The organism is Burkholderia sp. SCN-KJ, from assembly GCF_024656005.1.
GTDB lineage: Bacteria > Pseudomonadota > Gammaproteobacteria > Burkholderiales > Burkholderiaceae > Burkholderia.
In genome coordinates this window covers 119,271-144,355 of record NZ_JANKOG010000006.1, presented here as the reverse complement: position 1 = coordinate 144,355, position 25,085 = coordinate 119,271, and the positions used below count along the sequence as shown (strand labels likewise).

Genomic DNA, 25,085 nt, shown 5'->3' with positions numbered 1-25,085 from the left:
CCGCGCGGCGCGCCGGTTCCGGCAGCCGCGCGGGGTCGACCTCTTCGCGGGTCTTGTCGTCGGACAAATACCGGCTTGCCGCCCGCATCTGCCCGTCATCGCCATGGCCTATTCAACTTAGACGCCGCGCTAACCGACGGCAAGCGCAACGTGCACGACCCTCATTTCGGGCCCGGCGACAAACGCCGCGAATTATAGATGGAACCGGTTCCATTTCCAAAGGGTTCGACGCAATTCATTGCATCGAAAACCGCAATAATGAGGAAATCGTTTTCCGGAATACGCAAGAGCCGTGGCGCGGCCGCGGCGTCGATAGCAGGGCCGGACACGCGCGCGCGTCGCCCGACCGGCGCCCGTCGTTTTCAGGGGTTGCCCTGCCCGCGTCGCTCGGCGCTTTCCGATGCGGCGCCCGCGACGCGCGTTACCGCTTCGCTCGCGGTAAAACGGCCGTCCCGCTCGACGCAGTGCTCACCACGGCCACAGCATCGACGCGATCGACAACGAAAGTGCCAAACACAGCGGCGAGTAACAGAGGCTGTCCATGCGCGCGAAACGCGACCCGCGAACCCGCTTGAAGAAGCCGACGTAGCGGAAATCACCGACGGCGCGCACCGCGAAGATCAGTGCGAGCGCAACGATCGCGAACGCGATCGCGCCGGGATAGAGGTTCGGCCACAGCCAGCCCGCGCGCGACGCCACCGCGCTTGCGCCGGCCAGCAACGCCGCCGCGACCGCGAGCGTGCCGGGCGCGGTCGGCCGCAGCAGCGGTACGCCGTCCTGTTCCGGAATGGCCGCATGCTTGCCGAGCCGTCCGCCGAACGCCCAATAGACGTGAACGAGTGCGATCGCACAAAGCGTCGGCACGCTGAAATACGCGCCCGTCATGTCGGTAAGCTTCCTTGTCTCATCGTGTCGTCGTGTCGTGATCCAGCCGGAAGGAATCCGGCGCGCGGCCCCGCTCCGCGCCACCCGAGACGATACCCAAACCGCGCGCCGCATGCATTGCGACGTCTGGTCGCAATACGCCATGCCGCGTGTTGCGGTGCAGTGCGCACGCACCGTCGCATCGGGCCGCCGCTTGACTTCCCTCCGGGCACCGCTACCCTCTTATTCCAGTACGGCACGCGAACCGTGCATGCGCAACCGTCGCACACGTGCCGTTCGCCGGCACGCACGATCGGACGATCGCGGCACGCCCGGGCACGACAACCATAACGAATACCCATGGAGGCGACTCATGCTGATCGGTGTGCCGAAGGAGATCAAGAACCACGAATACCGCGTCGGCCTCACGCCGGCCGGCGCACGTGAGCTCACGCGACACGGCCATCGCGTGCTCGTGCAGCGCGGCGCGGGCACGGCAATCGGTCTGCTCGACGACGACTACACGGCCGCCGGCGCCGCACTGTGCGACGACCCGCGCGACCTCTTCGCGCGCGCCGACATGATCATCAAGGTCAAGGAGCCGCAGGCGGCCGAGTGCGCGATGCTGCGGCGCGGACAGATTCTTTATACGTATCTGCATCTCGCGCCCGATCCCGAGCAGGCGGCCGCGCTCGTGAAGTCCGGCGCGGTCTGCATCGCGTACGAAACCGTGACGGGCCCGGGCGGCGGACTGCCGCTGCTCGCGCCGATGAGCGAGGTCGCGGGGCGCATGTCGATCCAGGTCGCGGCAACGCACCTCGAAAGCCCGCGCGGCGGCCGCGGGGTGCTGATGGCCGGCGTGCCCGGCGTGCCGGCCGCGCACGTCGTGGTGCTCGGCGCGGGCGTGGTGGGCACCGGTGCGCTGCAGATGGCGGTCGGCCTCGGCGCGCGCGTCACCGTGCTCGACACGAACGTGGGCCGGTTGCGCCAGCTCGATCTGGTCTTCGCGAACCGGATCGCGACCGTCTGCTCGAACGCGCATACGATCGACGAAGCCGTGCGCGACGCCGACGTCGTGATCGGCGCGGTGCTCGTGCCGGGCGCGTCGGCGCCGCGGCTCGTCACGCGCGACATGATCGCGACGATGCGCACGGGCGCCGTCGTCGTCGACGTCGCGATCGACCAAGGCGGCTGCTTCGAGACCTCGCATGCAACGACGCATGCGCAGCCGACCTTCGTCGTCGACGGCGTCGTGCATTACTGCGTTGCGAACATGCCTGGCGCGGTCGCGCGCACGTCGACGTTCGCGCTGAACAACGCGACGCTCGGCCATGCGCTCGCGCTCGCCGACAAGGGCTGGAAACGCGCGATGGCCGACGACCCGCATCTGCGCGCGGGGCTGAACGTGTGCGACGGCCACATCACGTACGAGGCCGTCGCGCTGGCGCTCGGGCTGCCGTACGTACCGGCGGAAGACGTGCTGGCCTGACTTCGGCATGCGTGACGGCGCGCACGTGCGCCGTCACGCGCCCTTCGGGCGGCCGCGCTTCGACGCGATGCTTGTGCCGCTTGTGCCGCTGGCACCACTCGCGCCCATCGTACGCGCCAGCAGCGGCCGCAGTTGCGCGAGCGTGCGCGTGTTGAGCACGTCCTGTCGCGTGAGCCAGCCGCGCCGCGCCTGGCCGATACCGTATCCGAGATTGTCCAGATCGTCCGCGCACCGCGCGTCCGAGCCGATCGCCACCGCGACGCCAGCCTTGGCGGCCTCGCGGCACCAGACGTCCGGCAGATCGAGCCGCCGCGGGTCGCCGTCGAGTTCGACGAAGCAGTGGCGCGCGGCGGCCGCGGCGAGCACGCGCGGCACGTCGAGTTCGCATGCGTCGCGTTCGCCGAGCAGCCGGCCGGTCGGATGCGCGAGGATCGTGAAATACGGGTGATCGATCGCGCGCAGCAGCCGCTCGGTCTGCGCGTCGCCCGGCAGGTCGAAGCGGTCACGTACCGCGCCGACGACGAGGTCGAGCCGGCCGAGCACGTCGTCGGGCACATCGAGGCTGCCATCCTCGCGAATGCCCGCCTCGACGCCCTTCAGCAGCACGAAGTCGTCGAACAACGCGTTGAGGCGGTCGATCTCGCCGCACTGCCGCACGAGCCAGTCGCAAGCGGCGCGGCCGCCGCCGGACTCCGGCGTGCGATCGGTGACGGCCAGATACGCGAGCCCGCGCGCACGCGCCGCGTCCGCCATCGCGCGCAGGCTGTCGCGCCCTGCCGACGCGTCGGTATGCGCATGCAGATCGCCATGAACGTGCTTGCGTTCGACCAGCGCCGGCAGCGCGCCGACGCGCGACGCGTCGATCTCGCCGCGGCCCTCGCGCAACTCGGGCGGCACCCAGTGAAGGCCGATCGCCTCGTAGACGGATGCCTCCGTCGCGCCCGCGATCCGCTCGTCGCCGCGGAATACGCCGTATTCGTTGATCTTCAGCCCGCCGGCCTGCGCGATCCGGCGCAGCGCGATGTTGTGCGCCTTCGATCCCGTAAAGTAGACGAGCGCCGCGCCGAACGCGTCGGCGTCGACGACGCGCAGGTCGACCTGCAGCCCGTTGCCGAGCACAACGCTCGAACGTGTCTTGCCGTTCGCGAGCACGCGTGCGACCTCGCCATAGCCGACGAACGCGTCGGCCACGGCGGCCGGATCGCGTGCGGTCACGAGGATGTCGAGATCACCGACCGTCTCGCGGCAGCGGCGAAAGCTGCCGGCCGACACCGCTTCGCCGACGCCGGCCACCTTGCGCAAGCGCTCGAGCAACGGCATCAGCGATTGCGCGGCATCCGGCAGCAGAAAGCGCTGCGGCTCGCGCTTCAGGCGCTCGTCGAGCGCGTCGAGCAGGTGCGCTTCGGTCTTCGCGCCGAAACCCGGCAGCGCGCGCACGTGCCCGCTCTTCGCTTCGACGCGCAGCTGCTCGAGCGAGTCGACGTGCAGTGCGTCATGCAGCGCCTTGACGCGTTTCGCGCCGAGCCCCGGCACGTCGAGCAGTTCGACGATCGCGCCCGGCAACGCATGGCGCAGCGTTTGCTGCAGTTCGCAGGTACCGGTCGCGGCGATCTCGCGCAGCTTCGCCGCGAGATCGGCGCCGATCGATGGAATCCGGCCGAGATCGCTGCCGCTCGCGATCATCGCCGGAATGTCGCGCCCGTAGTCGGCGATCGTACGGGCCGCATTGCGGTAGGCACGCACGCGGAACGGGTTGGCGCCCTGGATCTCGAGCATGTCGGCGATTTCGGTGAAGACGGCCGCGCACTCGGCATTGTGGATCGGCATGATCGGCGTGGCTCCCTTCCACGTGGATGGCGCCGTGCGCCGGCGTGCCGGCGTCGGCCCGCCCGGCGCCGCATGTCGACGGCGGCGGGTGCCCGTTGGTCATCCTGCGCCGATTGCCCGTGTCGTGCCGCGCGGGGCTCGCTGCTTGCGCGGCCCCTGCACCGGCGTCACAGCGATGCGCGCGGTGTCGTCGCGTAGCGCCGCTCGTAAATCGACTGGCAATGCGTGCAACGCTCGGCGGTCGGGCGCGCGAGCAGTCGCTCGTAGCCGACCGGCGCATCGCAATCGATGCACTCGCCGTAGCTGCCGTCGCGCATGCGCTGCTGCGCACGCCCGATCGCGCGCAACTCGGCCAGCTTCATCCCGATCAGCGCGTGATCCATGTCGACGAACAGATCGGCATTGGCCTCGTCGCCCTCGTCCGGCGCCGCGCCGGCAAGCTCCGCATAGGACTCCGACGCGCGCTGGTCCTCGCTCGTCCGGATCTCCGCACGCAACGCCTGCTCGCTCTCGGTCAGCCGTCGCTGCAGCGTCTGCCGTTGTTCTCGATCGAGCGCCATCGCCGTCCCTCCTTTTCCGGGTTCCGCGCAATGAGGCATGCGGCGCGCGGTTGTCGCGCCGGTGCACGGCGGGCCGGGATGCCCGGCTCGTCGTGCCCGGATGCGCGTCCGGCCACACGAAGTGCGGGACGCATTCGACGCAGCATAAACCCAATGCACACGCATGTGTTGACCGGCGTCAGCGCCCCTCCGCGCATGAGAAACCGGGGACTGATGCGAACACCCCACGGGGCAGCATTCGTCTGACGCAGCCGCCGTTGAGGTCGATCAATCCCCTGTAAAAAGTTGCGTCGTAGATTGAGAGCATGCGCGGCGAATCCGCGGCTTTCCGGGAGAACGTCATGTTGTTCGGCGTCGTCATCTGGGTGGCCCTTGCGGCCCTGTTCCCGACGATGGTCGTGCCGACGATCCAGCACGCCATCCAGCCGTCGAGCGCGCAAGCCGCACCCGATGCCAGCCCCGCCGTCTCGCCCGCTGCGTTGCCGGCAGCCGCTCGGCCGCCGGCGGACAGCTGAAGCGCGGTTGCGGGCTCGCGGTTGCGGGACGCGTCGTATCGAGGCCGGAAACACGAGTCTACGCTAGATACTTCGTAATCCTCGTCATCAGAACGCATTGCGCCCGACGAAGCCGCGCACGACCGTCATCAGGATGATCTTCATGTCGAACCAGAAGCTCCAGTTCTGCATGTAGAACAGGTCGAACTTCACGCGCGCAGCCATCGCCTCGACCTTGCGCGTCTCGCCGCGATAGCCGTTCACCTGCGCCCATCCCGTGATCCCCGGCCGGACGCGATAGCGATACATGTAGCAGTCGATCAGTTGCCGGTAGAAGTCGTCGTGTTCGATCGCGTGCGGACGCGGGCCGACCACCGACATCTGGCCGAACAGCACGTTGAAGAACTGCGGCAACTCGTCGAGCGACGTGCGTCGCAGGAACGCGCCGACCGGCGTGATGCGTGCATCGTTGCGCGAGGCCTGTCGCACGATACCGGGCTGTACGCGATGCACGCGCATCGTCCTGAACTTGAGGATATGGAACTCGCGCCCGTCTGCACCCTTGCGGCGCTGCCTGAACAAGACGGGCCCCGGCGACGACAGCTTCACCGCGATCGCCAGCGCCGCGAGCAGCGGCAGCAGCGGAATCAGCACGGCGACGGCGAACAGCCGGTCGAACGCGAACTTCGCCCACAGTTCCGGCGCGGAACGCGGCGTGGTCGCGAGGTTGATGGCCGGCATGCCGAGCACATCGGTCGCGGATCGCTCGACGACCGCCATCTGCCGCACGTCCGGCAACAGCCGCAGCTCGACGAACTCGTCGCGCAGTTCGCGCACGATACGCTGGATGCGTGACTCGTGCGACATCGGCAGCGTGAGCCACACTTCGTCGATCTCGCCGCCGCGGATCATGCGCCGCAGCGCGACCCAGTCGTCGATCACCGGCACGCCGCCGATCCCGTCGGCGGCTGCCGCGGCCGGTGCATCGTCGTCGAACACGCAGGCAGCCGCGAACGGCCCGGCCGGTTCGAGCTGCATGCGCTCGATCGCCACCCGTCCGTAAGCGGTCGCCCCGACCACCGCAACCCGCCGCTGCCGCGCGCGCGGATCGCCACGCTTCATCGCCAGCGCGCACAGTACCAGCCTGCCGAGCAGCAGTGCCGCGTCGCCGGACAGCACCGTCCGTGCGATCCAGCGCGTCGTGATCGTGCCGCCGCGGTTCATGATCCACATCGTGCCGGCCACCGTCAGCGTGCCCACGCACACGACGGCCACCACCGTGCGCGTCAGCACGGCACCGCCGTCGTGCGGCGACGCCGCGCCGCGCGTCACGCGCACGCTGCGCGGCAACAGCGCGACGGTCAGCACGCACAGCAAAGCAACCGTGCCGCGCTGCGCGTCCGACAGATCGTGCCACGCGAGCCCCATCGCAGCCTGCGCGGCGAGCGCACCTGCCAGCACCAGCGCAACATCGACCGCGGCGATCGCGGCGCGTCGCATCGCATTCGTTCCACCCGCCATCGCATGCATCGTCACACACCGTGCGCGGGGAAACCGCCGTGCAAGTCCTGCATGCGCGGCCGCAGCGGCACCGCACGCGCGCCTGCCCGCGTGCCGAGCAGCCGGCGATAGTCCGCGCGAATCAGCTCGTAGCACTCGCACGCCTGGCGCTCGAGACCGTCGCGATCGAGCACGGTGATGCGGCCGCGACGCTGACGGATCAGCCCGGCTTCCTGCAGGTTGCCGGCCGCTTCCGTCACGCCTTCGCGCCGCACGCCGAGCATGTTCGCGATCGTCTGCTGCGTGACGGCCAGCTCGTCGCCGTCGATCCGGTCATGCGCGAGCAGCAGCCAGCGGCTCAACTGCTCGCTGACCGAGTGATGCCGGTTGCACAACGCGCTGCGCGAAATCTGCGCCATCGTCGCCTGGCAGTAGTTCAGCAGCAGCCGATACGTCGCCGGCGAACGTTCGAATTCCGAGCGCATCACGCAGGTCGGCACGCGGTAGGCCATCCCGCCGATACGGACTTCGACGCGATTCGATACCGCGGTGCCGCCGACGAGCGTCGCCAGGCCGACCACACCTTCGCGGCCGACCACGGCGACCTCGACCATCGCTCCGTCCTCCATCAGGTGCTGCACCGACATCATGGCGGTGGTCGGGAAATGCAAGTGGCGCATCGGTTCCCCGACACGGTCGAGCATGCCGGCCTTGATCCGGACCAGTTCGAGGTGCGGTGCGATGGCGCGGATGCTGTCCTCCGGAAGGGCATCGAGGATGGCATTCGCCGAGTAGCTCGAGTGAAGATGAAGCATGTCTGTATCCCTTTTATCGTCCGCGCCGCATGCAGCTGCGTCAGCGGAACTCGTTATCGCGATGCGCGCCCGGACGGCGACGCGGGTTGCGGCCCACAATCCTCGATCCAATCGACCCTCGGCGTCTCGCCGCTGGATCGAATCGGCAGTCCCGTTTCGACACGCCCGTTTCGATAAGCGATTTACGTGCCAATACCCGCTCCATCCTTAATATATAAATGACTTGCGATTTAGCACCCTCGAATAGCCGGTCGAAAACCGCAAAAAATGTCTCATTTCCGGACACCCGCCGTCGTCGCGGACGCAGCCGGTGATTCGACTGATCATTGGGCGCGGGGGCAGGCAGTGCCACCAGCAGCGGCGCGGGAGTCTTATCGTTCAAGAACTTACACCCGGTTTTCAATTGTTTCCGTGATGTCTCACGCGGACCCGAGTCGCTTTCCTCGCGCTCGAATGGTCGTTTGAAACTGTCTCAAATATGAATCGCCGGATTAATTTACGGCTTTGTAAGCGAACACACATATCCCACATAACATCATGATTTGATTGATGAATCACGACCATTAATCCAAATTGTCAAACAATGTTCAATGCATTCTTGATATTTTTCTTGTACGATTCGCATCGTTGCCCGATTGATTCTCGATCGGCACCGAATTCGCGATTCATCCGCCAATCCATTTCGGTTCAATTAATTCATACGAAGATGATCTTCAAATACATATAACCTTTTCATTTACCAGAAATCGTCAAACTTTGTGAAGTGACGTAATGCGCAATTTATCGAATTGAATTGCGTGCTAGCCTTTTCCGCCATCGGCATTCGAATTTCGATCAACACAAATCCGCACGTGCGTGCTAAACCCTCGTGGATGGCGTCGCGCGATGTGCGATCGCTCCCTACGAGGATCCGCCGTGACCCACCAGGCCAATGACGCCGTCGCCCACGCGAGCGGCATGATCGAGCTTTCCCATAGCTTCGACGCCAACCGGTTCCTCGCGGCCCTCGACCGCGACGAACGCGCGACGCTGATTGCCAACCTTCAACTCGTTCACCTGAAATCGGGCCAGGTGCTGTGCGAACCGGGTGAAATGCTCACCGCGGTCTACCTGCCCGTCACGACGGCGATTTCGCTGCAGTACGTGTCGTCCGGCGGCATGACGCTCGAAGTGGCCGAGATCGGCAGCGAGAGCGTCGTCTGCGACGACGTGATCGGCGGCAGCGGCCGGATGCCGTGCCGTGCCGTCGCCTGCCGCGACGGCTTCGTCTACCGGCTCGACCGGCGCATCTTCGCCGCCGCGTTCGACGCGTCGCCGGTGATTCGCCATCTGGTGTTCGTCTGCGTGCGGCTGCTGATGGCCCAGGTCTCGCAGATCACGTTCTGCAGCCGACATCACGTGCTCAAACATCAGTTATGCAGATGGTTCCTACTCGCGTACGACCGGTCGCGCAGCATCGAGATCCAGATCACCCACAGCATGCTCGCGCAGATGCTCGGCGTGCGGCGCGAGACGGTCACGGATGCGGCCGGGGAGATCCAGAAACTCGGCCTGATCCGTCAGTACCGGAGCTCGATCGAGCTTGCCGACCTTGCGGGCCTCGAGAAAATGTCGTGCGGCTGCCGCGCGATCGTGCGCGACGAGATGAAGCGCATCCTGTCGGCCGACTCGGGCGTGAGCGCCGCGGCACGCGCGTGATGCGCACGGCGTGCCGGCGCACGCGTGCGACCCGAGTCAGCCGATTGTAGGGTGGCGAACAGAACGCCGGGCGTGCGAATGGTCTACTGATGCCGGACTGCCGGGGGGATGTCAGCGCGCTGCGCGCGTCCGCCCTTGCGGACGACACCTCACACGCCGGAGCAGCACGTGAAAAACGAAATCAGAACCATCCTCAAGCACGTCGCCCACCTCGAAGCCGCGATCGACTCGATCGGTGACGGGGATGACCTCTACGAAGCGGGCCTCTCCTCGCTCGATACGATCCAGCTGATGCTCGCGATCGAGAAGCAGTTCAACATCGAGATTCCCGACGAGATGCTGAACCGCAATCTGTTCCGCAGCGTCGACGCGCTCGCGGACACGATCGCGACCCTGCAACGCGCCGAGCATTCCGCATGAGCGCGCTGCTTCCCGAACTCGCGGCCGACGACGAACCACGCCGGCTCGACGAGGCCGCGCACGCCGTCGCGCAAATCGCCGCCCAGCACGCGGATGCGGTCGACCGGGACGCGCGCTGCCCCGTCGAGGCGATCGAGGCCATGCGTGCGCGCCGCCTGCTGAGCGCAATGGTTCCGACCCAGCTCGGCGGCGCCGGCGCGTCGCTGGCCGACATCGCATCGGCATGCTCGATCCTCGGCCAGGCCTGCGCATCGTCGGCGATGGTGTTCGCGATGCACCAGATCCAGGTGGCCTGCATCGTCGATCATGCGGCCGACCAGGGCTGGCACAAGCTGTTCCTGCAACAGCTCGTGCGCCATCAGTGGCTGCTCGCGTCGGCGACGTCGGAGGACGGCGTCGGCGGCAACCTGCGCGCGAGCCAGTGCGCGCTCGAGACCAACGGCGGCGAATTCCGGCTGCACAAATCAGCGCCGACGATCTCGTACGGCGACTACGCGGACGGCATCCTCGCAACCGCACGGCGCGACGCCGACGCGCCGGCGTCCGAGCAGGTGCTCGTCACGGTGCTGCGCGACGGCTATACACTCACGCGCCGCGGCGAATGGGACACACTCGGCATGCGCGGCACGTGCAGCAACGGCTTCGTGCTCGATGCGCAGGGCGCGACCGTGCAATGCCTGCCCGTGCCGTTCGCGCAGATCGCCGAACAGACGATGGTGCCGGTTTCGCACATCCTGTGGGCGGCGGTGTGGATCGGCGTGGCCGGCGACGCGTTCCATCGCGCGCACCAGTTCTTCCGCACGCAGGCGCGCCAGACCGACGGTGCGCCGTCGCCCGCGTCGCGGCGCATCGCCGAGTCGCTTGCACTGATGCAGGCGATGCAGGCCCGCGTCGACAGCGTGCTGCGCCTCTATGCCAGCGCGTCGCCCCGCTCGTGGTCGGCCGGCATGGCCTGGGCCGCCGAGATCAACACGCTGAAGACCTATGTGTCGTCGACCGCGCTCGAAGTCGCCCAGCAGGCAATGATGATCTGCGGGATGGCCGGCTACAAGCACGGCACGCCGTTCAGCATCGGCCGCCACCTGCGCGACCTGCACGCGGCGCCGCTGATGATCAGCAACGACCGCATTGCCGCCAATACCTCGAGCCTGCTGCTCGCACTGCGTCCCGCGACGCTGGAGAAACATTCGTGAACGATCGCCTCTCCGTGCCTTCCGCCGCCACCCCGTCCGACGCGCCGCTCGACCGCGCGGGCGTCAATCCGCTGCGCGACGAGCTGATCGATGCGGGCCTGCTCGTGTCGACCGGCATCCAGGGCCTGTTCGGCCGCAGCGAGCGGTTCGAGCGCGTCGTCGAAGCGCTCGACGCGTTCGTCACGCGCCTCGGCGCCGACCAGCAGGCCGAAGTGCTTCGCTTCCCGCCGGCGATGAGTCGCACCGAATTCGAGCGCAGCGAATACATGAAGAGCTTCCCGCAACTCGCGGGCAGCGTGCATGCGTTCTGCGGCGACGAACAGCGGCACCAGCGCGTGCTGCAGTGTCTCGACCGCGGCGAGGACTGGACCGAAAGTCAGAAGCCGACCTACGTCGTGATGACGCCGGCCGCCTGCTATCCGGTCTATCCGGTCGTCGCGCGCGCCGGTGCGCTGCCCGACGACGGCCGCATCGTCGACGTGTTCTCGTATTGCTTCCGCCACGAGCCGTCGCTCGACCCGACCCGCATGCAGCTGTTCCGGATGCGCGAATACATACGCATCGGCACGCCCGAGCAGATCGTCGCGTTCCGCGCGACGTGGATGGAGCGCGGCACACGGATGATCGAGGCGCTGCGCTTGCCGAACGCGATCGATCTCGCGAACGATCCGTTCTTCGGGCGCGGCGGCAAGATCGTCGCGAACAGCCAGCGCGAGCAGAACCTGAAGTTCGAGCTGCTGATCCCGATCGAGCACGACGACCGCCAGACCGCGTGCCTGAGCTTCAACTACCACATGGATCACTTCGGGCTGCTGTGGGACATCCGCACCGCGACGGGCGACGTCGCGCACACGGGCTGCGTCGGCTTCGGCCTCGAGCGGCTGACGCTCGCGCTGTTCCGTCATCACGGTTTCGACCTCGACGCATGGCCGGCCGACGTTCGCGACGTGCTGTGGGGTACGCGATGAAATTCGTGTCCCGCGACGGCGAGGACGCGTCGTTCGAGGACGTGCGCCACCGCGCACGCCACTATCGGCCGCACCCGCTGCACAGTCAGGAGATGGTCTGGAAACAGACCAACTGCTATGTCGACATGTGGCTCGAGGTGCTCCGCTGGTGGGGCCTCAACCCGTACGCGGCGCTGCCGTTTACGATCGCGCTCGACTTCGAGGGCGACCAGTTCACGTTCTTCAAGTTTCCGCACGACGAACTGGAGCGGCTGTACGGCATCGTCGTCCAGGAACACTCGATCTACGAGCCGCTCGACCAGCATATCGAGACGCAGGTCGCGCGCGGTCACCTGATGATCGTCGAGGTCGACGCGTGGTTCCTGCCGGACACGCGCGGCAGCAGCTACCGTACGCAGCATACGAAGACGACGATCGGCATCGACGCGATCGATCGCACGCGCCGCCAGATCGGCTACTTCCACAACAGCGGCTATTACGTGGCCGAGGACTTCGACTACAACGGGCTCGTCGGCGGCTGTTCGCCGATGCCGCTGCCGCCGTACGTCGAGTGCGCGAAGCGGCGTTTCGCACCGCTCGACGAGCGCGCGCTGTGCGAAGTCTCGCTCGCGTCGCTGCAGCGGCATCTGCGCCGGCTGCCGGTCGTCAATCCGGTCACGGCGTTCCGGCGCCAGCTGCAGCTCGATGCGAAATCGCTCGCCGATTCCCCGCTCGAACGCTTCCACGCGTACTCGTTCAATTCGGTGCGGCAACTCGGCGCGAACTTCGAACTGTTCGGCCATTACGCGCGCTGGCTGCAGGCGAGCGGCTGCGTCGGGCCGTTCGCCGAGATTCGTACCGCCTGCGACCGCATCGCATCCGAGGCGATGGTGCTGGAGTTCCGGCTGGCGCGGGCGTGCGCGCGCGGCAAGGAAGAGCGCGGCGACGCGACGCTCGAAGCGATCGAAGCGGCTTACGCCGACCTGATCGACTGCGCGCGGCAGATCGCCCCGCCGCAGCAGCACGCGGCGCCCGTTCGCGTCGACGCGGCCCCCGTGCCGTTGCTGCGGTGACACGCGCGCATGCCGCGCTCGCGTGGTCGCTGCTCGCCACGCCCGCGGGGGCCGCGCGCGGGCCGCTCGATCTTCCCGCCGACGGCTGGATCGCCGCCCCCGTCCCCGGCACGGTCGCGCAGGCGCTCGCGCTGGCCGGCCGGGCCGACGATACCGCGTCGCTCGACGAGCGCGACCACTGGTATCGCGTCGAACTGCACGGCCACGGGCCGCGCGTGCTGCGCTTTCACGGCCTCGCGACGCTCGCCGAGGCATGGCTCGACGACACGCCGATCCTGCGCTCGGACAGCATGTTCGTCGCGCACGACGTGCCCGTGTCGCTCGACGGCACGCACCGGCTGACCGTCTGCTTCCGCGCCCTCGCGCCGCACCTGCGCGATGTGCGCGCACCGCGCCGCGCACGCTGGCGCACGCGGCTCGCCGAACCGGCGACGTTGCGCACCGTTCGCACGTCGCTGCTCGGGCACATGCCCGGCTGGTTTCCGCGCTGCGTGCCGACCGGTCCGTGGCGGCCCGTCGACGTGCTGTACCCTGCCGACGGTCCCGTTCTCGTCCATTGCGACCTGCATGCGCGCATCGACGGCGATACCGGCTGGCTCGATGCGGCACTCACATTCGCCGGGCCGCTGCCCGAGGCGTTCACGGCCCGGCTGTCGTGCGGCGAGCACCACGCGACGCTCGAACGCCGCGGCGCCGACCGGCTGCATGCGAGCGTCGCGGTGCCGAACGTGCGCCGCTGGTGGCCGCACACGCATGGCGAACCGGTGCTTTACGAGGTCGCATTGCACATCGGTGCCGAACGGCGGCCGCTCGGCACGACGGGTTTTCGCACGATCGAACCGGACGCGGGCGACGACGGCAAGGGGTTCGGGTTGCGCGTCAACGGCGTGCGCGTGTTCGCGCGCGGCGCATGCTGGAGCAGCGCCGCGCCGCTCGCGCTGCACGCGGACGACGCGACCTACGGTCGCCTGCTCGGATACGCGCGCGACGCCGGCTTCAACATGATCCGCGTCGGCGGCACGATGACCTACGAGGCCGACGCATTCCATGCGTGGTGCGACCGGCTCGGACTGCTCGTCTGGCAGGACTTCATGTTCGCGAACTTCGACTATGCGCTCGACGATCGCGCCTTCGCGGACGCCGTCGGTCACGAGGCAGAACAGTTCCTCACGCGCGTGCGCGCGTCGCCGTCGCTCGCGGTGCTGTGCGGCGGCAGCGAGATCGCGCAGCAGGCCGCGATGTCGGGGCTCGGGCCGAAGCAGCGCTTCCTCGAACTGACCGCCGAGCGCCTCGCCGATCACGCGGCGGCACGGCGGCCCGACGCGCTGTACGTCCCCGACTCGCCCGACGGCGGCGTGCTGCCGTTCATGCCGCGCGAGCGCGTGTCGCACTATTACGGTGTCGGCGCGTACCTTCGCCCGCTCGACGACGCGCGTCGCGCCGACGTGCGCTTCGCGAGCGAATGCCTCGCGTTCGCGAACGTGCCGTGCGATGCGATGCTCGCCAGCCTCGGCTGGCCGGGCGTGCACGAGCCGCGGTGGAAGGCGGCCGTGCCGCGCGACCCCGGCACGTCGTGGGATTTCGACGATATTCGCGATCATTATCTGCAGACGTTGTACGACGTGGCGCCCGACCGCCTGCGGCGCGAGGATCCGTCGCGCTACTTCGAGCTGTCGCGCGCGGTGATCGCGGACCTGATGCGGGACACGTTCTCGGAGTGGCGGCGCACCGGCTCACGCTGCGCGGGCGCGCTCGTCTGGCAGTTCCAGGATGTGATGGCGGGCGCCGGATGGGGCTTGCTCGATGCAACGCATCGGCCGAAATCGGCGTGGTATGCGCTGCGCCAGGTGCTTCAGCCAGTGCAGGTCCTGCTCGTCGACGAAGGGCTGAACGGGCTCGACGTGCACGTGATCAACGAGCGGCCGGCGCCGCTGTCGGCGGCCGTCGAACTGGTCGCGCTGCGCGACGGCCGCACGCCGCTCGCGCGTGCCGGCGCTCCGGTCCGGATCGCCGCGCACGACACGGTGCGGCTCGATTCGGCTGAATTGCTCGGCCGCTTCTTCGACTGGACCTACGCGTATCGCTTCGGCCCGTGCGAGCACGATACCGTCGTCGCGACACTGCGCGCCGACGACGGCACGCTGCTGTCGCAGGCGTTCTACTTCCCGTCCCGCACGCACCCGGCCGTGTTCGCCCGCCGCGAACCCGGCATCGAGGCATGCGTGTCGCGCACCGGCGACACGTGGCACGTCGACATCGGCACGCGCCACGTCGCACGTCACGTGCAGATCGATGCACCGGGCTTCGTGCCGCGCGACGACTGGTTCGATCTCGCGCCCGGCACGCCGGCGCGTGTCGCGCTGGTGCCGCTGGAAAACACCGGCGGCCATGCCGTCGCCGGCGCGCCGCCGACCGTCGAAATCCGCGCGGTCAACGCCGCGCGAACCGTGCGCGCGGCGTTGACCGGCTGACGCGAGCGCGCACGGGACCAGGATCACGCACGCGCTCGCACGGCCGCACCGCGCACGTCAATCCGACGACCCCGTGCCGCGCGGCCGCTCGATGCCGTACGCTTCCATCCAGCGATAGAGCGTTGCACGCGACACGCCGAGCTCGCGCGCGGATGCGGCGACGCGTCCGCGCGTGCGCAGCAGTGCGGTTTCGATCGCTTCGCGCTCGATCGACTTGCGGATGTCGGCCACCGACGGCGATGCCGCGTCGAGACAGTATTCGAGCTCGAGGTCCTGCGCCGTGATCAGGCGCCCTTCCGTCATCACGACCGCGCGCCGCACGCGGTTGATCAGTTCGCGCACGTTGCCCGGCCAGTCATGCTTGTAGAGCGCCGTGATCGCATCCGTCGAAAAGCCGCGCACGCGATGGCGCGCGTCGCCGCGAAAGCGTTCGAGCATGTGATCCGCGAGCAGCTCGATGTCCTTGCCGCGCGCGCGCAGCGGCGGCTGGTCGATGCGCATCACGCAAAGACGGTGGAACAGGTCCGCGCGGAAACGCCCTTCTTCCATCGCTTCGCGCAGGTCGACGTGCGTCGCGGAGACGATCCGCACGTCGACCGGCACCGGGTCGCTGCCGCCGAGGCGATGAATCGCACGCTCCTGCAGGAAGCGCAGCAGGCTCGCCTGGCTCTCGTGCGGCAGGTCGCCGATTTCGTCGAGCAGCAGCGTGCCGCCATTTGCGGCCTCGACGTAGCCGATCTTGCGCGCGTTCGCACCGGTAAACGCGCCGCGCTCATAGCCGAACAGTTCCGATTGCAGCAGGTGGGGCGGGATCGCACCGCAGTTGACCGCGACGAACGGGCCGTTGCGCCGTTCCGAATGACGATGGATCGCGACGGCCGTCAGTTCCTTGCCGGTTCCCGTCTCGCCGAACACGAACACGGGCGCGTCGGTACGCGCGAAGCGCCGCACCGTATCGAACAGCCGCAGCATCGCGCTGCAGGTGCCGACGATACCGTTCTCCTGCGATTCGAGGCGTTCCCGATCGCGCGCGAACAGGCATTCCATTCCGTACGCATGGCCGACCGTATCGGCGATGCGTTGGTGCGACGCGGGCAACGTGATGTAGTCGAAGCAATAGTCGCGCAACAGCGCGCGCACGTTCGGCGAGGCGGTCTGGCCGGTCTCGACGAGCGCAACCCACACGACGTCGCGCATCGACGCGCAGGTCGACGCGATGCTGCCGATCGCGTCAGCGTGACCGCCGCTCAGGTCGAGGATGCCGCAGGTGATTTCGCCGGAGGTATCGCGCAATTCGCTCGCGTGCGCGACGACCGTCACTTTCCAGTCGCGACGCGTAAGTTCCTTGCGCAGCATGACGGACGGCGACCGGGTCCAGTAAATCAGAGGACGCTGCCCGGTAGTCCTCTCCCCGCCGGCGCTCTTATCGCGCGTTATTGGCATATTCATAGCGAACCATCACTTTCTCCACTCCGCGAACCGTTCGCGTGCGCTGCGGTCGGCGGCGCATGGCCGCCTGTCCGCGCTGCGTTTCCGCAGCTTTGGCGAAGATCGAAACTGCACACGGCGAGAGCCCCCGGAGGTCGAGCCGAATGTCATCCGGCCTCGTTGTCATCGAACTCGAAGGGAACGCGCGGCCGCGGGAGCCGCGGCGTTCCGGCTTTCATACGACGCGCCGTCAGGCGGAGCGCGTCGGCAAACGGGATTTCCGTCCGCATTTGCGTCGCGTCGTACACGACAGCCGCGCCCGATGCTGAACCGGATGGCCGCCAACCCGCTTTCGGAATGGTGGCCTCATTTCATCCACTTCTGAATCTACACCCCGTATCAAGATGGCCTTGTTACCAAAAGATAAAATCGATTCAGCCGATTACGCTGCCGCCCCGGCGCGCGCGGCGCGCGTTTAGCGCCTCAGATTTGATTATCCACGACCATTCCCGTCAAACAGTGCCAAATACCACTTTTCTGCAAGATCGGCGCCTTCCATTGCCTGCGATTCTCGCCTGAATCGCGCAAATAATCCGGGCAGCGTTTTGCATCCGTGGATAATCGCGCGTCCCGTGCGACACCGCCATCGCGCATCGAACGCGGGCGAACCGCGCGAGTTCGTTACAACATCGTAACGAAGCAGCCGGTCGTGCGGTCCATCTCCTGACGCGATGCAGCATGGCGTCCATGCGTGTCGCGCCGCCCACGATCGCTGCCGACAGGCCGGCGCGACAGGCACGGTGCTGCCGCAAGCCCGCATGCAGCGCGAAAGCATCGGGCAGCGCATCGTCGCAAGTATGCGCGTGTTTGCTGGCGCGTCGAAACGATCGTGTCCGGATGAAGGATGCGCGCATCGCGAGGATATCGATGATGCGGCGGATGTTGGCCTGCGAGCAGCCGGTCGCGATGCGCGACCGGCCCGCCGTGAACGATCGCAATCTTCAAGTACAGCCCCCGATTCTTCAATCGCGTTCGATGCGGACGGCCCGCTGTGCGGTTCGCAGCGGGCAGTCGCGACGAATCAATTATCGGAAAGCCGGCATGCGGCCACCGTGTGCTACCGCACAGTGCCCCGCTCGCGGCACGGCCCGTTTCGCGCTGCCGGCATCGGCCGCACAAAACGGCGTAACGGGAGCGTGAGTATGCTTTCGAACAGACCGGCGCGCCCCGCATCCGCATCATGGATATCGGCGAGCCGCACCGAACGAACGCGTTCATGCGGCTCGGCGTGCTGAAGGCTTCACACGAGGACCGCATCATGAAATGGCATTGTTGTGAATTCGAACATCTGAGCGCCGTCGATCTCTATGCAATCCTGCGCTCGCGCAACGCAGTGCTGGTGGTCGAGGACGCGCATACGCATCTCGACATCGACGGCAAGGATGCGCATGCGCTGCACGTATTCGCGTGCATGCACAAGGGCGACACGACGGAAGTCGTCGCCTACGCGCGCGTGCTGCCCGGCGACGACGCCGATCCGGACGTCGTGATCGACAAGGTGCTGACGAGCGAGGCGTGTCGCGACGACCGCACCCTCGAGCAACTCATGCAGCGCGCGCTCACGGCTGCGCAGGCCGCATGGCCCGATGTGGCGGTGCGCACTCACGTGCCCGCACAACGCCAGGCCTTCTACAAACGTTTCGGATTCCGCAAGGCATACGGTCCCTATCTCGAACAGGGCGCGCCGTTCGTCGGTCTCGTCCGGCCCGCCGACCGCGCCGCCGGCGCGCTGCGTCAGCTGCTGTCCCGGACCGTCTCGGCGCCGCGATCGCGAACCGAGGATACGCGCGTCGACGGCCGCGCACACAACCGGCTGCCCGCCGATACCGGAGCCAATCGATGAACGCCAACCTTCGCCCGGTTCCCGATCCCGAGCTGCCCTGCGTGTTGCCCGTCATACTCGCCGGCGGTTCCGGCACGCGCCTCTGGCCGCTGTCGCGCGAGCAGTATCCGAAACAGCTGATCGAGCTGACCTCGAACGAATCGCCGCTGTCGGCGACCGCGCGCCGCCTGAACGGCATCGCGAACGCGGCGCTCGGCGACACGCTGCTGCTGGTGTGCGGCGAACAGCATCGCATCATGAGCGCCGCGCAGGTGCTCGGGCGCGCGGCCCCCGCCCGCATCCTGCTCGAACCGGCCGCGCGCAATACGGCGCCCGCGCTGACGCTCGCGGCGCTCGACGCCAGCGTGCTCGCGGACGATCCCATCCTCGCGGTCATGCCGGCCGATCACGTGATCGGCGACGTCGCCGCATTCCAGGAAGCGGTCGGCCGCGCGGCGCGCTACGCACAGGAAGGCGCGATCGTCACGCTCGGCGTGCTGCCGCGCCGCGCGGAAACCGGCTACGGCTACATCCAGGTCGGTGAACCGCGCGCCGGCCGCCTCGGCGGACAAGGCGGCTATGCGATCGGGCGCTTCGTCGAGAAGCCGAACGCCGCGCTCGCCGAGCGCTACCTGCATTCGGGCGATTACTGGTGGAACAGCGGGATTTTCGTCACGCGCGCATCAACCTGGCTGAAGGCGATCCGCGCGCTCGCACCCGACATCCATGCGGCCTGCGACGCGGCATGGCGCGCGGGCACCGCCGAGCATCCGTTCTTCCGGATCGACGCGGCGGCCTTCGACGCGTGCCCGTCCGACTCGATCGACTACGCGGTCATGGAGCGCCTCGCGGAGCACCCCGAACTCGGCATCGAAGGCATCGTGGTGCCGCTGTCCGCAGGCTGGTCGGACGTCGGCACCTGGGATGCGATCTGGGAAATCATGCCGAAGGACGATCAGGGCAACGTCGCGCGCGGCCCGATCGTGTTCGAGGACACGCAGGACAGTCTCGTGCGCTCGGAGGGCCGGCTGATTGCGTGCGTCGGGATGAAGGACGTCGTCGTGATCGAGACGCCCGATGCGGTGCTGGTCGCGAACAAGCACGACGTGCAGCGCGTGAAGAACATCGTCGCGCGCCTGAAGACCGAGCAGCGCCCGCAGGCGAGCGAACACCGCAAGGTACAGCGGCCGTGGGGCCACTACGATTCGATCGATCTCGGCGAGCGGTTCCAGGTGAAGCGGATCGTCGTCGAACCCGGCAAGCGGCTGTCGCTGCAGATGCACTATCACCGCGCCGAGCACTGGATAGTCGTGCGCGGCACCGCGAAGGTCACGCGCGGCAACGAGACCTTCCTGCTCAGCGAAAACGAATCGACCTATATCGCCGTCGGCGAGGTCCACCGCCTCGAGAATCCCGGCCGGATTCCGCTCGAGATCATCGAGGTGCAGTCGGGTGATTATCTCGGCGAAGACGATATCGTGCGGTTTGAGGATCAGTATGGGCGGTCGACAGTCGACGTCTCCCCTGCGGAACCGAACGCGCGGATGCCGGTGCATCGTTTGCGATCGACACAGAACGGCGTCCGATAAAGCTGCATCATTCGCCCAGACGGCCGTTGAAGACACCGCCATGAGCGCCGTCGACCCGGCGTCACGGCGGTCCGGCGCCTCATCGAACGACAATCGGGGCCGACACGATATTCTGGATGAACGGCTTGCCCACTGCCTTGATGAAATAAGTGGCCGCATGGGTATCCGGAAGCGCAACGCTCGTCGCATCGACCGGATAACGGCCGATCAAGCTGAATGCCCCCGTATCCAACTGCTTGTATAACTCGAGGTGGTCGACGGTTTCCGGATACGTGATCTGTACAGTGAGGCTTCCTCCCGCTGGTCGGGCATCCACGCTGGTGCAACTGGCAATGCCAGTTTCCAGCGCGGTGCCCTCCTCGTAGTCGTTCCAGGTGACCAGTTGAAGGAACGGGAGCTGTTGCTGCGCACTGTAGCGGTCGTTGATACTTTTGAATGTGTCGAGCCAGGTTTGGCCGCACGATTGCGCAAGATAACCTGGCGCAGCGGCACCCCACGGCGCCTTCGAATTGTCGAATCCGCTCCAGACACCGCCGACCATGATCATCGTCGGCCGTTTATCCCTGGCGAAATCGTAGAAGCGTTCGCGATAGATTTGGTCACGCTTTTTCCCCACGGGTTGCAGCATCCTGGATGACGGCTGAACCCATACGAAGGCCCCCTTGCTATAAGGAAGATCAAATCCTTGTGGGTGCGTATGAATCCAGTGGATGTCGGGGTAAGCGGCGTGAATTCGAGCCCAATCCGCCTTTCCGACGGCGTCGATCCCGAACTCGGACATGATAGGGTGACCGTCGTAACGCAAATACTGGTTCGACGTAAAGTATTGCCGCGAGATGTAGTCGAGATTGTACAGAATGGTTTCGGTCAGATCGCATCCACTGCAGGCATTGAACTTGAAGGTGCCACTGTCGATCATGATCGAAAACGTCATCCCGGGAAATTTCGCCAGCGCTGGCAGGGATGCCTGCCAGGCCTTGTCCACGAAATGCCCCTTGCCGTACCAGTCGACAATCACGCCGTCGACACCCCGCGACTGCATGTCGGCGAACGTTCGCAGGGCCTGCTGCGGATTGTCGGATCGATAGCCGACGTTCACTCCACGCGCGTCTGGCCCCCACCACGGCAAGTAGTGGGCCAGTACTTTGGTCGTGCTGCCCGGGTACAGCAGCGTATGGACGTTGACCTTCGACACGGAAGCCGTGCCGGCGAGCATTCCGTTTGATGTGCTCTTGAAATCGCGGCTGCCGGAGGTATTCGCAGGCGCAATCGTCATCACGGGCTCGTCACAGTAGCCGTGACCGGCCGACAAGGTCAGCGCGCCTAGCACACCAATCAGGATTCGTCGAAGTGCCGGCATACGTTCCTCATTCCGGTTGAAATTTTATGGAAAACGAATCATCACCTTTTCGTTCCGGCGGGCACGGGCATTTCACCCACGTTCCCGCAATAGAACAATCCCGCACACGCGTCAAGTTGGCACGCGCGACTGCCGACAGCCCGCCGGAGATTCGATCGCGGCCATCTTGCCGACAGCCGTCTGTCGCGTATCAAGCTCCTTGGTAAACTCCGCGCACAAAGCCACGACCCGATCGACCGCATGCGAACCGAAAAGACTGTGATCGACCTCATCAAGCACGACCGTACGCGCCGATGAGAATCGCGACAGTCGCTTTCCGTACCGACCGAAATGCATCGTCATCAAATCCAGGCTGCTGTCATATGCGCCGCATACGAACAGTGTACTCACCCCGTTTCGCTGCAAAGTGCGCAGGATGCCACGCGGATCGGCCTGCATCGCCTCGACACCGGAAGCGCCGCTCATCCAGCGCCACCAAGCGGCGCCGCAGGCACCCAGCGGCGTCGCCGCGCGCTTCAGGACAAGACGGACGAAAGGCAATATCCTTCGCTTGCCGCGCAGAACCTGCTTCCATTTGGACCGGTCGAAAAACGACGAACGGTAACCCGCCATCGAATTGGTCTGATATCGGCTCAACCTTTCTATCGAAACACCGTCGGGCATATGGAAACTCTGCAGATTGACAGATACGACGCCCGACAGTGCCCGCCCATACAAGGCGGCACGCAATGCGCTGTATGCCCCGGAGCAGATTCCGAACGACACGACGTTTCGATACCCCCTCTCCTTTAGCCAGCCGGCGGCTGTCGCAGTGTCCTCAACGACAGCAGTCGAATAAACCGGCTGAAGCACCGTGTCCGCCCCCGTGGCGCCGGACACGACACTGTCGCCGATACCCCGCCCATCGAACCTCAGCGAGGCAATGCCGCGACGCGCCATTTCCCGTGCTATGCGAACCGAAAGGCGGCTATCGCCGACATGCGCGCTGGCGGACGTATTCGTGATCAAAAGAACCGAACCGAGATCGCTCATTGCCTGCGGCGTGCAAAGGATTCCAAACAAGCCTGCGGCGCCAAACCTCACCGGCTGCTCGCACGCGTCGGCCATCCGCAGCATCAGACCCGGATCCCAACCCGCGTCCGGCACAACGCGCGGCGACGGATCGTGCCGGATCTTCCCGGTCGCGATCCAGTCGGCCACGGCAGATAAAACCCGCCTGGGAACCTTCGAGAAAACCGACTCCTGCATGAAGGCCGCGTAACCGTCGAAAGGCCGGATCTCGACTGCGCCGCCGAGCGCCTCGAATCCCTGGCGCAACGGCTCGCTATTGGCGACGTTGGTGTCAAAGATCAATGTACGCACCGCCTTGGCAAATGTGCCCTTCTTCAATACATCGACGGCGTCGAATGCCTTCAACTGCGCGCTGAACGCAGCGCTATAGACCTGTCCCAGCACATTGAACAAGGCGTCCTGCTGCTGAGCCGCGCGCAAAGGTGCCGGCAACTGGTCGAGCCAGATGTTGCGCATGATCGACAATTCCCGCATGTAGCCGCGCCCGCTCACCACGGGAGCCAGCAACACGAGTTCGTCAACGTCGCTTTGAGCGGCCGCGAGCAGCATGAATGCCGTCCCGAGTCGCAGGCCACATAAAGTGACATGGGTGACGCCCGTTTCTGCCTTGAGCCGTTCAATCGCGGCGCACACGTCAGCCACGGCCGTCTCGAACTGATCGCTCGCTCCGTCGTCCCCTGCCGAATCCCCTGTTCCGCGGTAATCGAAACGCAGCACCGGAATACCGCGGGCTGACAGGTCATCCGCCAGGCTGCGCATGCCGGCGTGGCTCCAAACGGACTCGTGTCCGAATGCGCTGCACAGCACGACCCCTCGCGCTCCGCCCCCCGAATGCAGCCAGCCAAAACGCCCACCAAATACGATTGGTCTCATTCTCTATTGGATATCGAAAAAATTTTGCATCTTTCAGCCGAACGGCAAAATCGAACGGCCGCCTGATGACAAATCGCCTACGGATAAGAATCCGCCCCCTTTCCTGCTTCCAGGTTTGACTGGAATCAGCCGGAAGTCGAAACTTCGCAGCTGTCCTGGTCACGACCTCAACACCCTCCGTTTTCAAGTTGGCACCTTGCTTGCGTCGGGTACAGCAGTCCTGCGCATCACGACATGCTGTTCGGTTCGATCAACTCGCGCCAGCGCCGCTCGAACAGCGGCATGCTGAAATGATGCTCGCAATAGTCGGCGAAACGCGTCGCCGCTTCCACGACATGAACCAGGTCCGCGGCGGGCTCGGCCACGAAGCGCTCCAGCCGCGACTCGTTCATGGCCAGCGCGTCGTCATGGAACCCGAGTCCCTCGTAAGCCGCTGCGTTTCCCACCGGAACGCAGCCATATGAGATCGCCTCCAGGACTTTCGACTTGATGCCGCCACGGAGAAAGGCCGGGCACAGCGCAATGGAACATCCGGTATAGACGTCCGCCTGAGTTTCCGCAAATCCTGCGAATACGACGTTGGGCACAGGATCGTACTGCCCGACCATGCTCCCGAAAATCACCAGCGGAGCAGACGGGGCAAGCCGTGCCCAGAGTTTCACCAGATATTCGATGGCGAGCCGATTCTGCAATTGTCTATCCGAGCCGATAAAAACGAACCGAAGCGGTACCGACGGATGACGCACCGGAATCTGCGAACTCATCGGCGGAGCGATGACATGCGTCTTTGCCGCCTCGCCGTCTTCAAGGGAAGCCCGCAATGCACCGGCGTCTTCCGTGGAAACGAGCGTGACGGCATTCGATGCCCGGATTGCTTCTCGCTCCTGCCGCCTCAACGCAAACTCCTCATACTGGAGAAATGCATTTCGAAAAATCCCGGCGTTGGCGAGTCTGACGAACGGGCCCGGAATCGACTTCGCCAAGTACCCTGCCGACAACGGAAAGTCCTGCTCTCGCAGAATGCCTGCGCGACGCGACATGAGATCGTCGAAATCCATGACGATTCGACATTCGGGCAGCTTGCGCCGAACCAGAACCGCATAGTCGATGAGGCGAATGCCGTCGAAATAGATCACGTCCGGCCTGAACTCCGCGATAGCGCTCATTAACGCCACCCTCTTTCGCGGGTGGGAAAATATCGCCACCTGCAGCGCGCACGGCACGCCACGCAACAAGTCCCATCCAAGGCGAACGCCCACGCCGAACTTCGCAAGCAGACCGCCATCCTCGAAGATCGAACGAATCTTGAATTCGGCGATTTCCATCTCCTCGCCGATCGCGTTCCGAATGAAGCTCAGCGTACGCTCCCGCCCATTGGACGCTTCCCGCGGGATGTCCCGCGTCATCACCATCAAGACGCGCGTTTTCACGCCACCTCCCCGACGGCCTGGCCCCTGCATCCGGTTTCCGGCACGTGCAGGGCGCAGGTCTCGCTCTCTCGACGGCATGCGCGGCAGCCAGCATCGACACC

General features: G+C 66.2%; 19 protein-coding genes. 10 read left to right on the top strand and 9 right to left on the bottom strand.

Annotated elements, in window-relative coordinates; genetic code table 11:
* Positions 1–468: 468 nt before the first annotated feature.
* A complete protein-coding gene (locus tag NQV17_RS12255; RefSeq protein ID WP_257772476.1) occupies positions 469–885 on the bottom strand; it encodes a DUF3995 domain-containing protein in 417 nt (138 codons plus the stop codon).
* 352 nt (positions 886–1,237) lie between these two features.
* Between NQV17_RS12255 and ald the strand changes: the two genes are divergently transcribed.
* Positions 1,238–2,353, top strand: coding sequence for an alanine dehydrogenase (gene ald / locus NQV17_RS12250; RefSeq protein WP_124665812.1), 1,116 nt, complete (start codon positions 1,238–1,240; stop codon positions 2,351–2,353).
* Between the two features lie 33 nt (positions 2,354–2,386).
* On the opposite strand, the gene polX is transcribed toward ald, so the two are convergent.
* Positions 2,387–4,180, bottom strand: coding sequence for a DNA polymerase/3'-5' exonuclease PolX (polX, locus tag NQV17_RS12245; RefSeq protein ID WP_257772475.1), 1,794 nt, complete (start codon positions 4,178–4,180; stop codon positions 2,387–2,389).
* Positions 4,181–4,347: 167 nt separating this feature from the next.
* The gene (locus tag NQV17_RS12240; protein WP_044842954.1) at positions 4,348–4,740 is read right to left on the bottom strand and encodes a TraR/DksA C4-type zinc finger protein; all 393 of its coding nucleotides are present in this window, start codon (positions 4,738–4,740) and stop codon (positions 4,348–4,350) included.
* 341 nt (positions 4,741–5,081) lie between these two features.
* On the opposite strand from NQV17_RS12240, the gene NQV17_RS12235 reads away from it, so the two are divergent.
* Positions 5,082–5,255 carry a hypothetical protein gene (locus tag NQV17_RS12235; RefSeq protein ID WP_257772474.1) on the top strand — a complete coding sequence of 58 codons (174 nt, stop codon included), beginning with the start codon at positions 5,082–5,084 and terminating at the stop codon, positions 5,253–5,255.
* An 87-nt stretch (positions 5,256–5,342) separates the two neighbouring features.
* Here NQV17_RS12235 and NQV17_RS12230 read toward each other — a convergent pair whose 3' ends face one another.
* Both NQV17_RS12230 and NQV17_RS12225 read right to left on the bottom strand, forming a co-directional pair.
* Positions 5,343–6,734, bottom strand: a complete 1,392-nt coding sequence (locus NQV17_RS12230; protein WP_257772473.1) for an undecaprenyl-phosphate glucose phosphotransferase — start codon at positions 6,732–6,734, stop codon at positions 5,343–5,345.
* Between the two features lie 32 nt (positions 6,735–6,766).
* On the bottom strand, positions 6,767–7,549 hold the full coding sequence (locus tag NQV17_RS12225; protein ID WP_257772472.1) for a Crp/Fnr family transcriptional regulator: 783 nt from the start codon (positions 7,547–7,549) through the stop codon (positions 6,767–6,769).
* Between the two features lie 915 nt (positions 7,550–8,464).
* Between NQV17_RS12225 and NQV17_RS12220 the strand changes: the two genes are divergently transcribed.
* From NQV17_RS12220 to NQV17_RS12195, 6 genes are all read left to right on the top strand, one after another.
* The gene (locus NQV17_RS12220) at positions 8,465–9,247 is read left to right on the top strand and encodes a Crp/Fnr family transcriptional regulator (protein WP_185500280.1); all 783 of its coding nucleotides are present in this window, start codon (positions 8,465–8,467) and stop codon (positions 9,245–9,247) included.
* A gap of 168 nt (positions 9,248–9,415) precedes the next feature.
* Positions 9,416–9,667 (top strand): acyl carrier protein, encoded by a 252-nt coding sequence (locus NQV17_RS12215; RefSeq protein WP_044842951.1) that lies wholly within the window; start codon positions 9,416–9,418, stop codon positions 9,665–9,667.
* Positions 9,664–10,860, top strand: a complete 1,197-nt coding sequence (locus NQV17_RS12210) for an acyl-CoA dehydrogenase family protein (RefSeq protein WP_257772471.1) — start codon at positions 9,664–9,666, stop codon at positions 10,858–10,860. Before NQV17_RS12215 ends, NQV17_RS12210 begins: the two co-directional genes overlap by 4 nt.
* Positions 10,857–11,828, top strand: coding sequence for an amino acid--[acyl-carrier-protein] ligase (locus NQV17_RS12205; protein WP_257772470.1), 972 nt, complete (start codon positions 10,857–10,859; stop codon positions 11,826–11,828). Before NQV17_RS12210 ends, NQV17_RS12205 begins: the two co-directional genes overlap by 4 nt.
* Positions 11,825–12,880, top strand: a complete 1,056-nt coding sequence (locus NQV17_RS12200; RefSeq protein ID WP_257772469.1) for a DUF1839 family protein — start codon at positions 11,825–11,827, stop codon at positions 12,878–12,880. The genes NQV17_RS12205 and NQV17_RS12200 overlap by 4 nt, the downstream gene beginning before the upstream one ends.
* The gene (locus tag NQV17_RS12195; protein ID WP_257772468.1) at positions 12,877–15,351 is read left to right on the top strand and encodes a glycoside hydrolase family 2 protein; all 2,475 of its coding nucleotides are present in this window, start codon (positions 12,877–12,879) and stop codon (positions 15,349–15,351) included. Before NQV17_RS12200 ends, NQV17_RS12195 begins: the two co-directional genes overlap by 4 nt.
* 57 nt (positions 15,352–15,408) lie before the next feature.
* On the opposite strand, the gene NQV17_RS12190 is transcribed toward NQV17_RS12195, so the two are convergent.
* The gene (locus tag NQV17_RS12190; RefSeq protein WP_257772467.1) at positions 15,409–16,800 is read right to left on the bottom strand and encodes a sigma-54 dependent transcriptional regulator; all 1,392 of its coding nucleotides are present in this window, start codon (positions 16,798–16,800) and stop codon (positions 15,409–15,411) included.
* A gap of 1,297 nt (positions 16,801–18,097) precedes the next feature.
* On the opposite strand from NQV17_RS12190, the gene NQV17_RS12185 reads away from it, so the two are divergent.
* Complete coding sequence (locus NQV17_RS12185) at positions 18,098–18,682, top strand: drug:proton antiporter (protein ID WP_257772624.1); 585 nt, start codon at positions 18,098–18,100, stop codon at positions 18,680–18,682.
* The gene (locus NQV17_RS12180; protein ID WP_257772466.1) at positions 18,679–20,250 is read left to right on the top strand and encodes a mannose-1-phosphate guanylyltransferase/mannose-6-phosphate isomerase; all 1,572 of its coding nucleotides are present in this window, start codon (positions 18,679–18,681) and stop codon (positions 20,248–20,250) included. Before NQV17_RS12185 ends, NQV17_RS12180 begins: the two co-directional genes overlap by 4 nt.
* A gap of 79 nt (positions 20,251–20,329) precedes the next feature.
* Here NQV17_RS12180 and NQV17_RS12175 read toward each other — a convergent pair whose 3' ends face one another.
* The 3 genes from NQV17_RS12175 to NQV17_RS12165 all read right to left on the bottom strand — a co-directional run bounded on the left by NQV17_RS12175 (position 20,330) and on the right by NQV17_RS12165 (position 24,984).
* A complete protein-coding gene (locus tag NQV17_RS12175; RefSeq protein ID WP_257772465.1) occupies positions 20,330–21,610 on the bottom strand; it encodes a hypothetical protein in 1,281 nt (426 codons plus the stop codon).
* Positions 21,611–21,721: 111 nt separating this feature from the next.
* Entirely contained in the window at positions 21,722–23,554 is a 1,833-nt protein-coding gene (locus NQV17_RS12170) for an alpha/beta fold hydrolase (RefSeq protein WP_257772464.1), read from the bottom strand.
* A gap of 227 nt (positions 23,555–23,781) precedes the next feature.
* The gene (locus tag NQV17_RS12165; RefSeq protein ID WP_257772463.1) at positions 23,782–24,984 is read right to left on the bottom strand and encodes a glycosyltransferase; all 1,203 of its coding nucleotides are present in this window, start codon (positions 24,982–24,984) and stop codon (positions 23,782–23,784) included.
* Positions 24,985–25,085 lie beyond the last annotated feature (101 nt).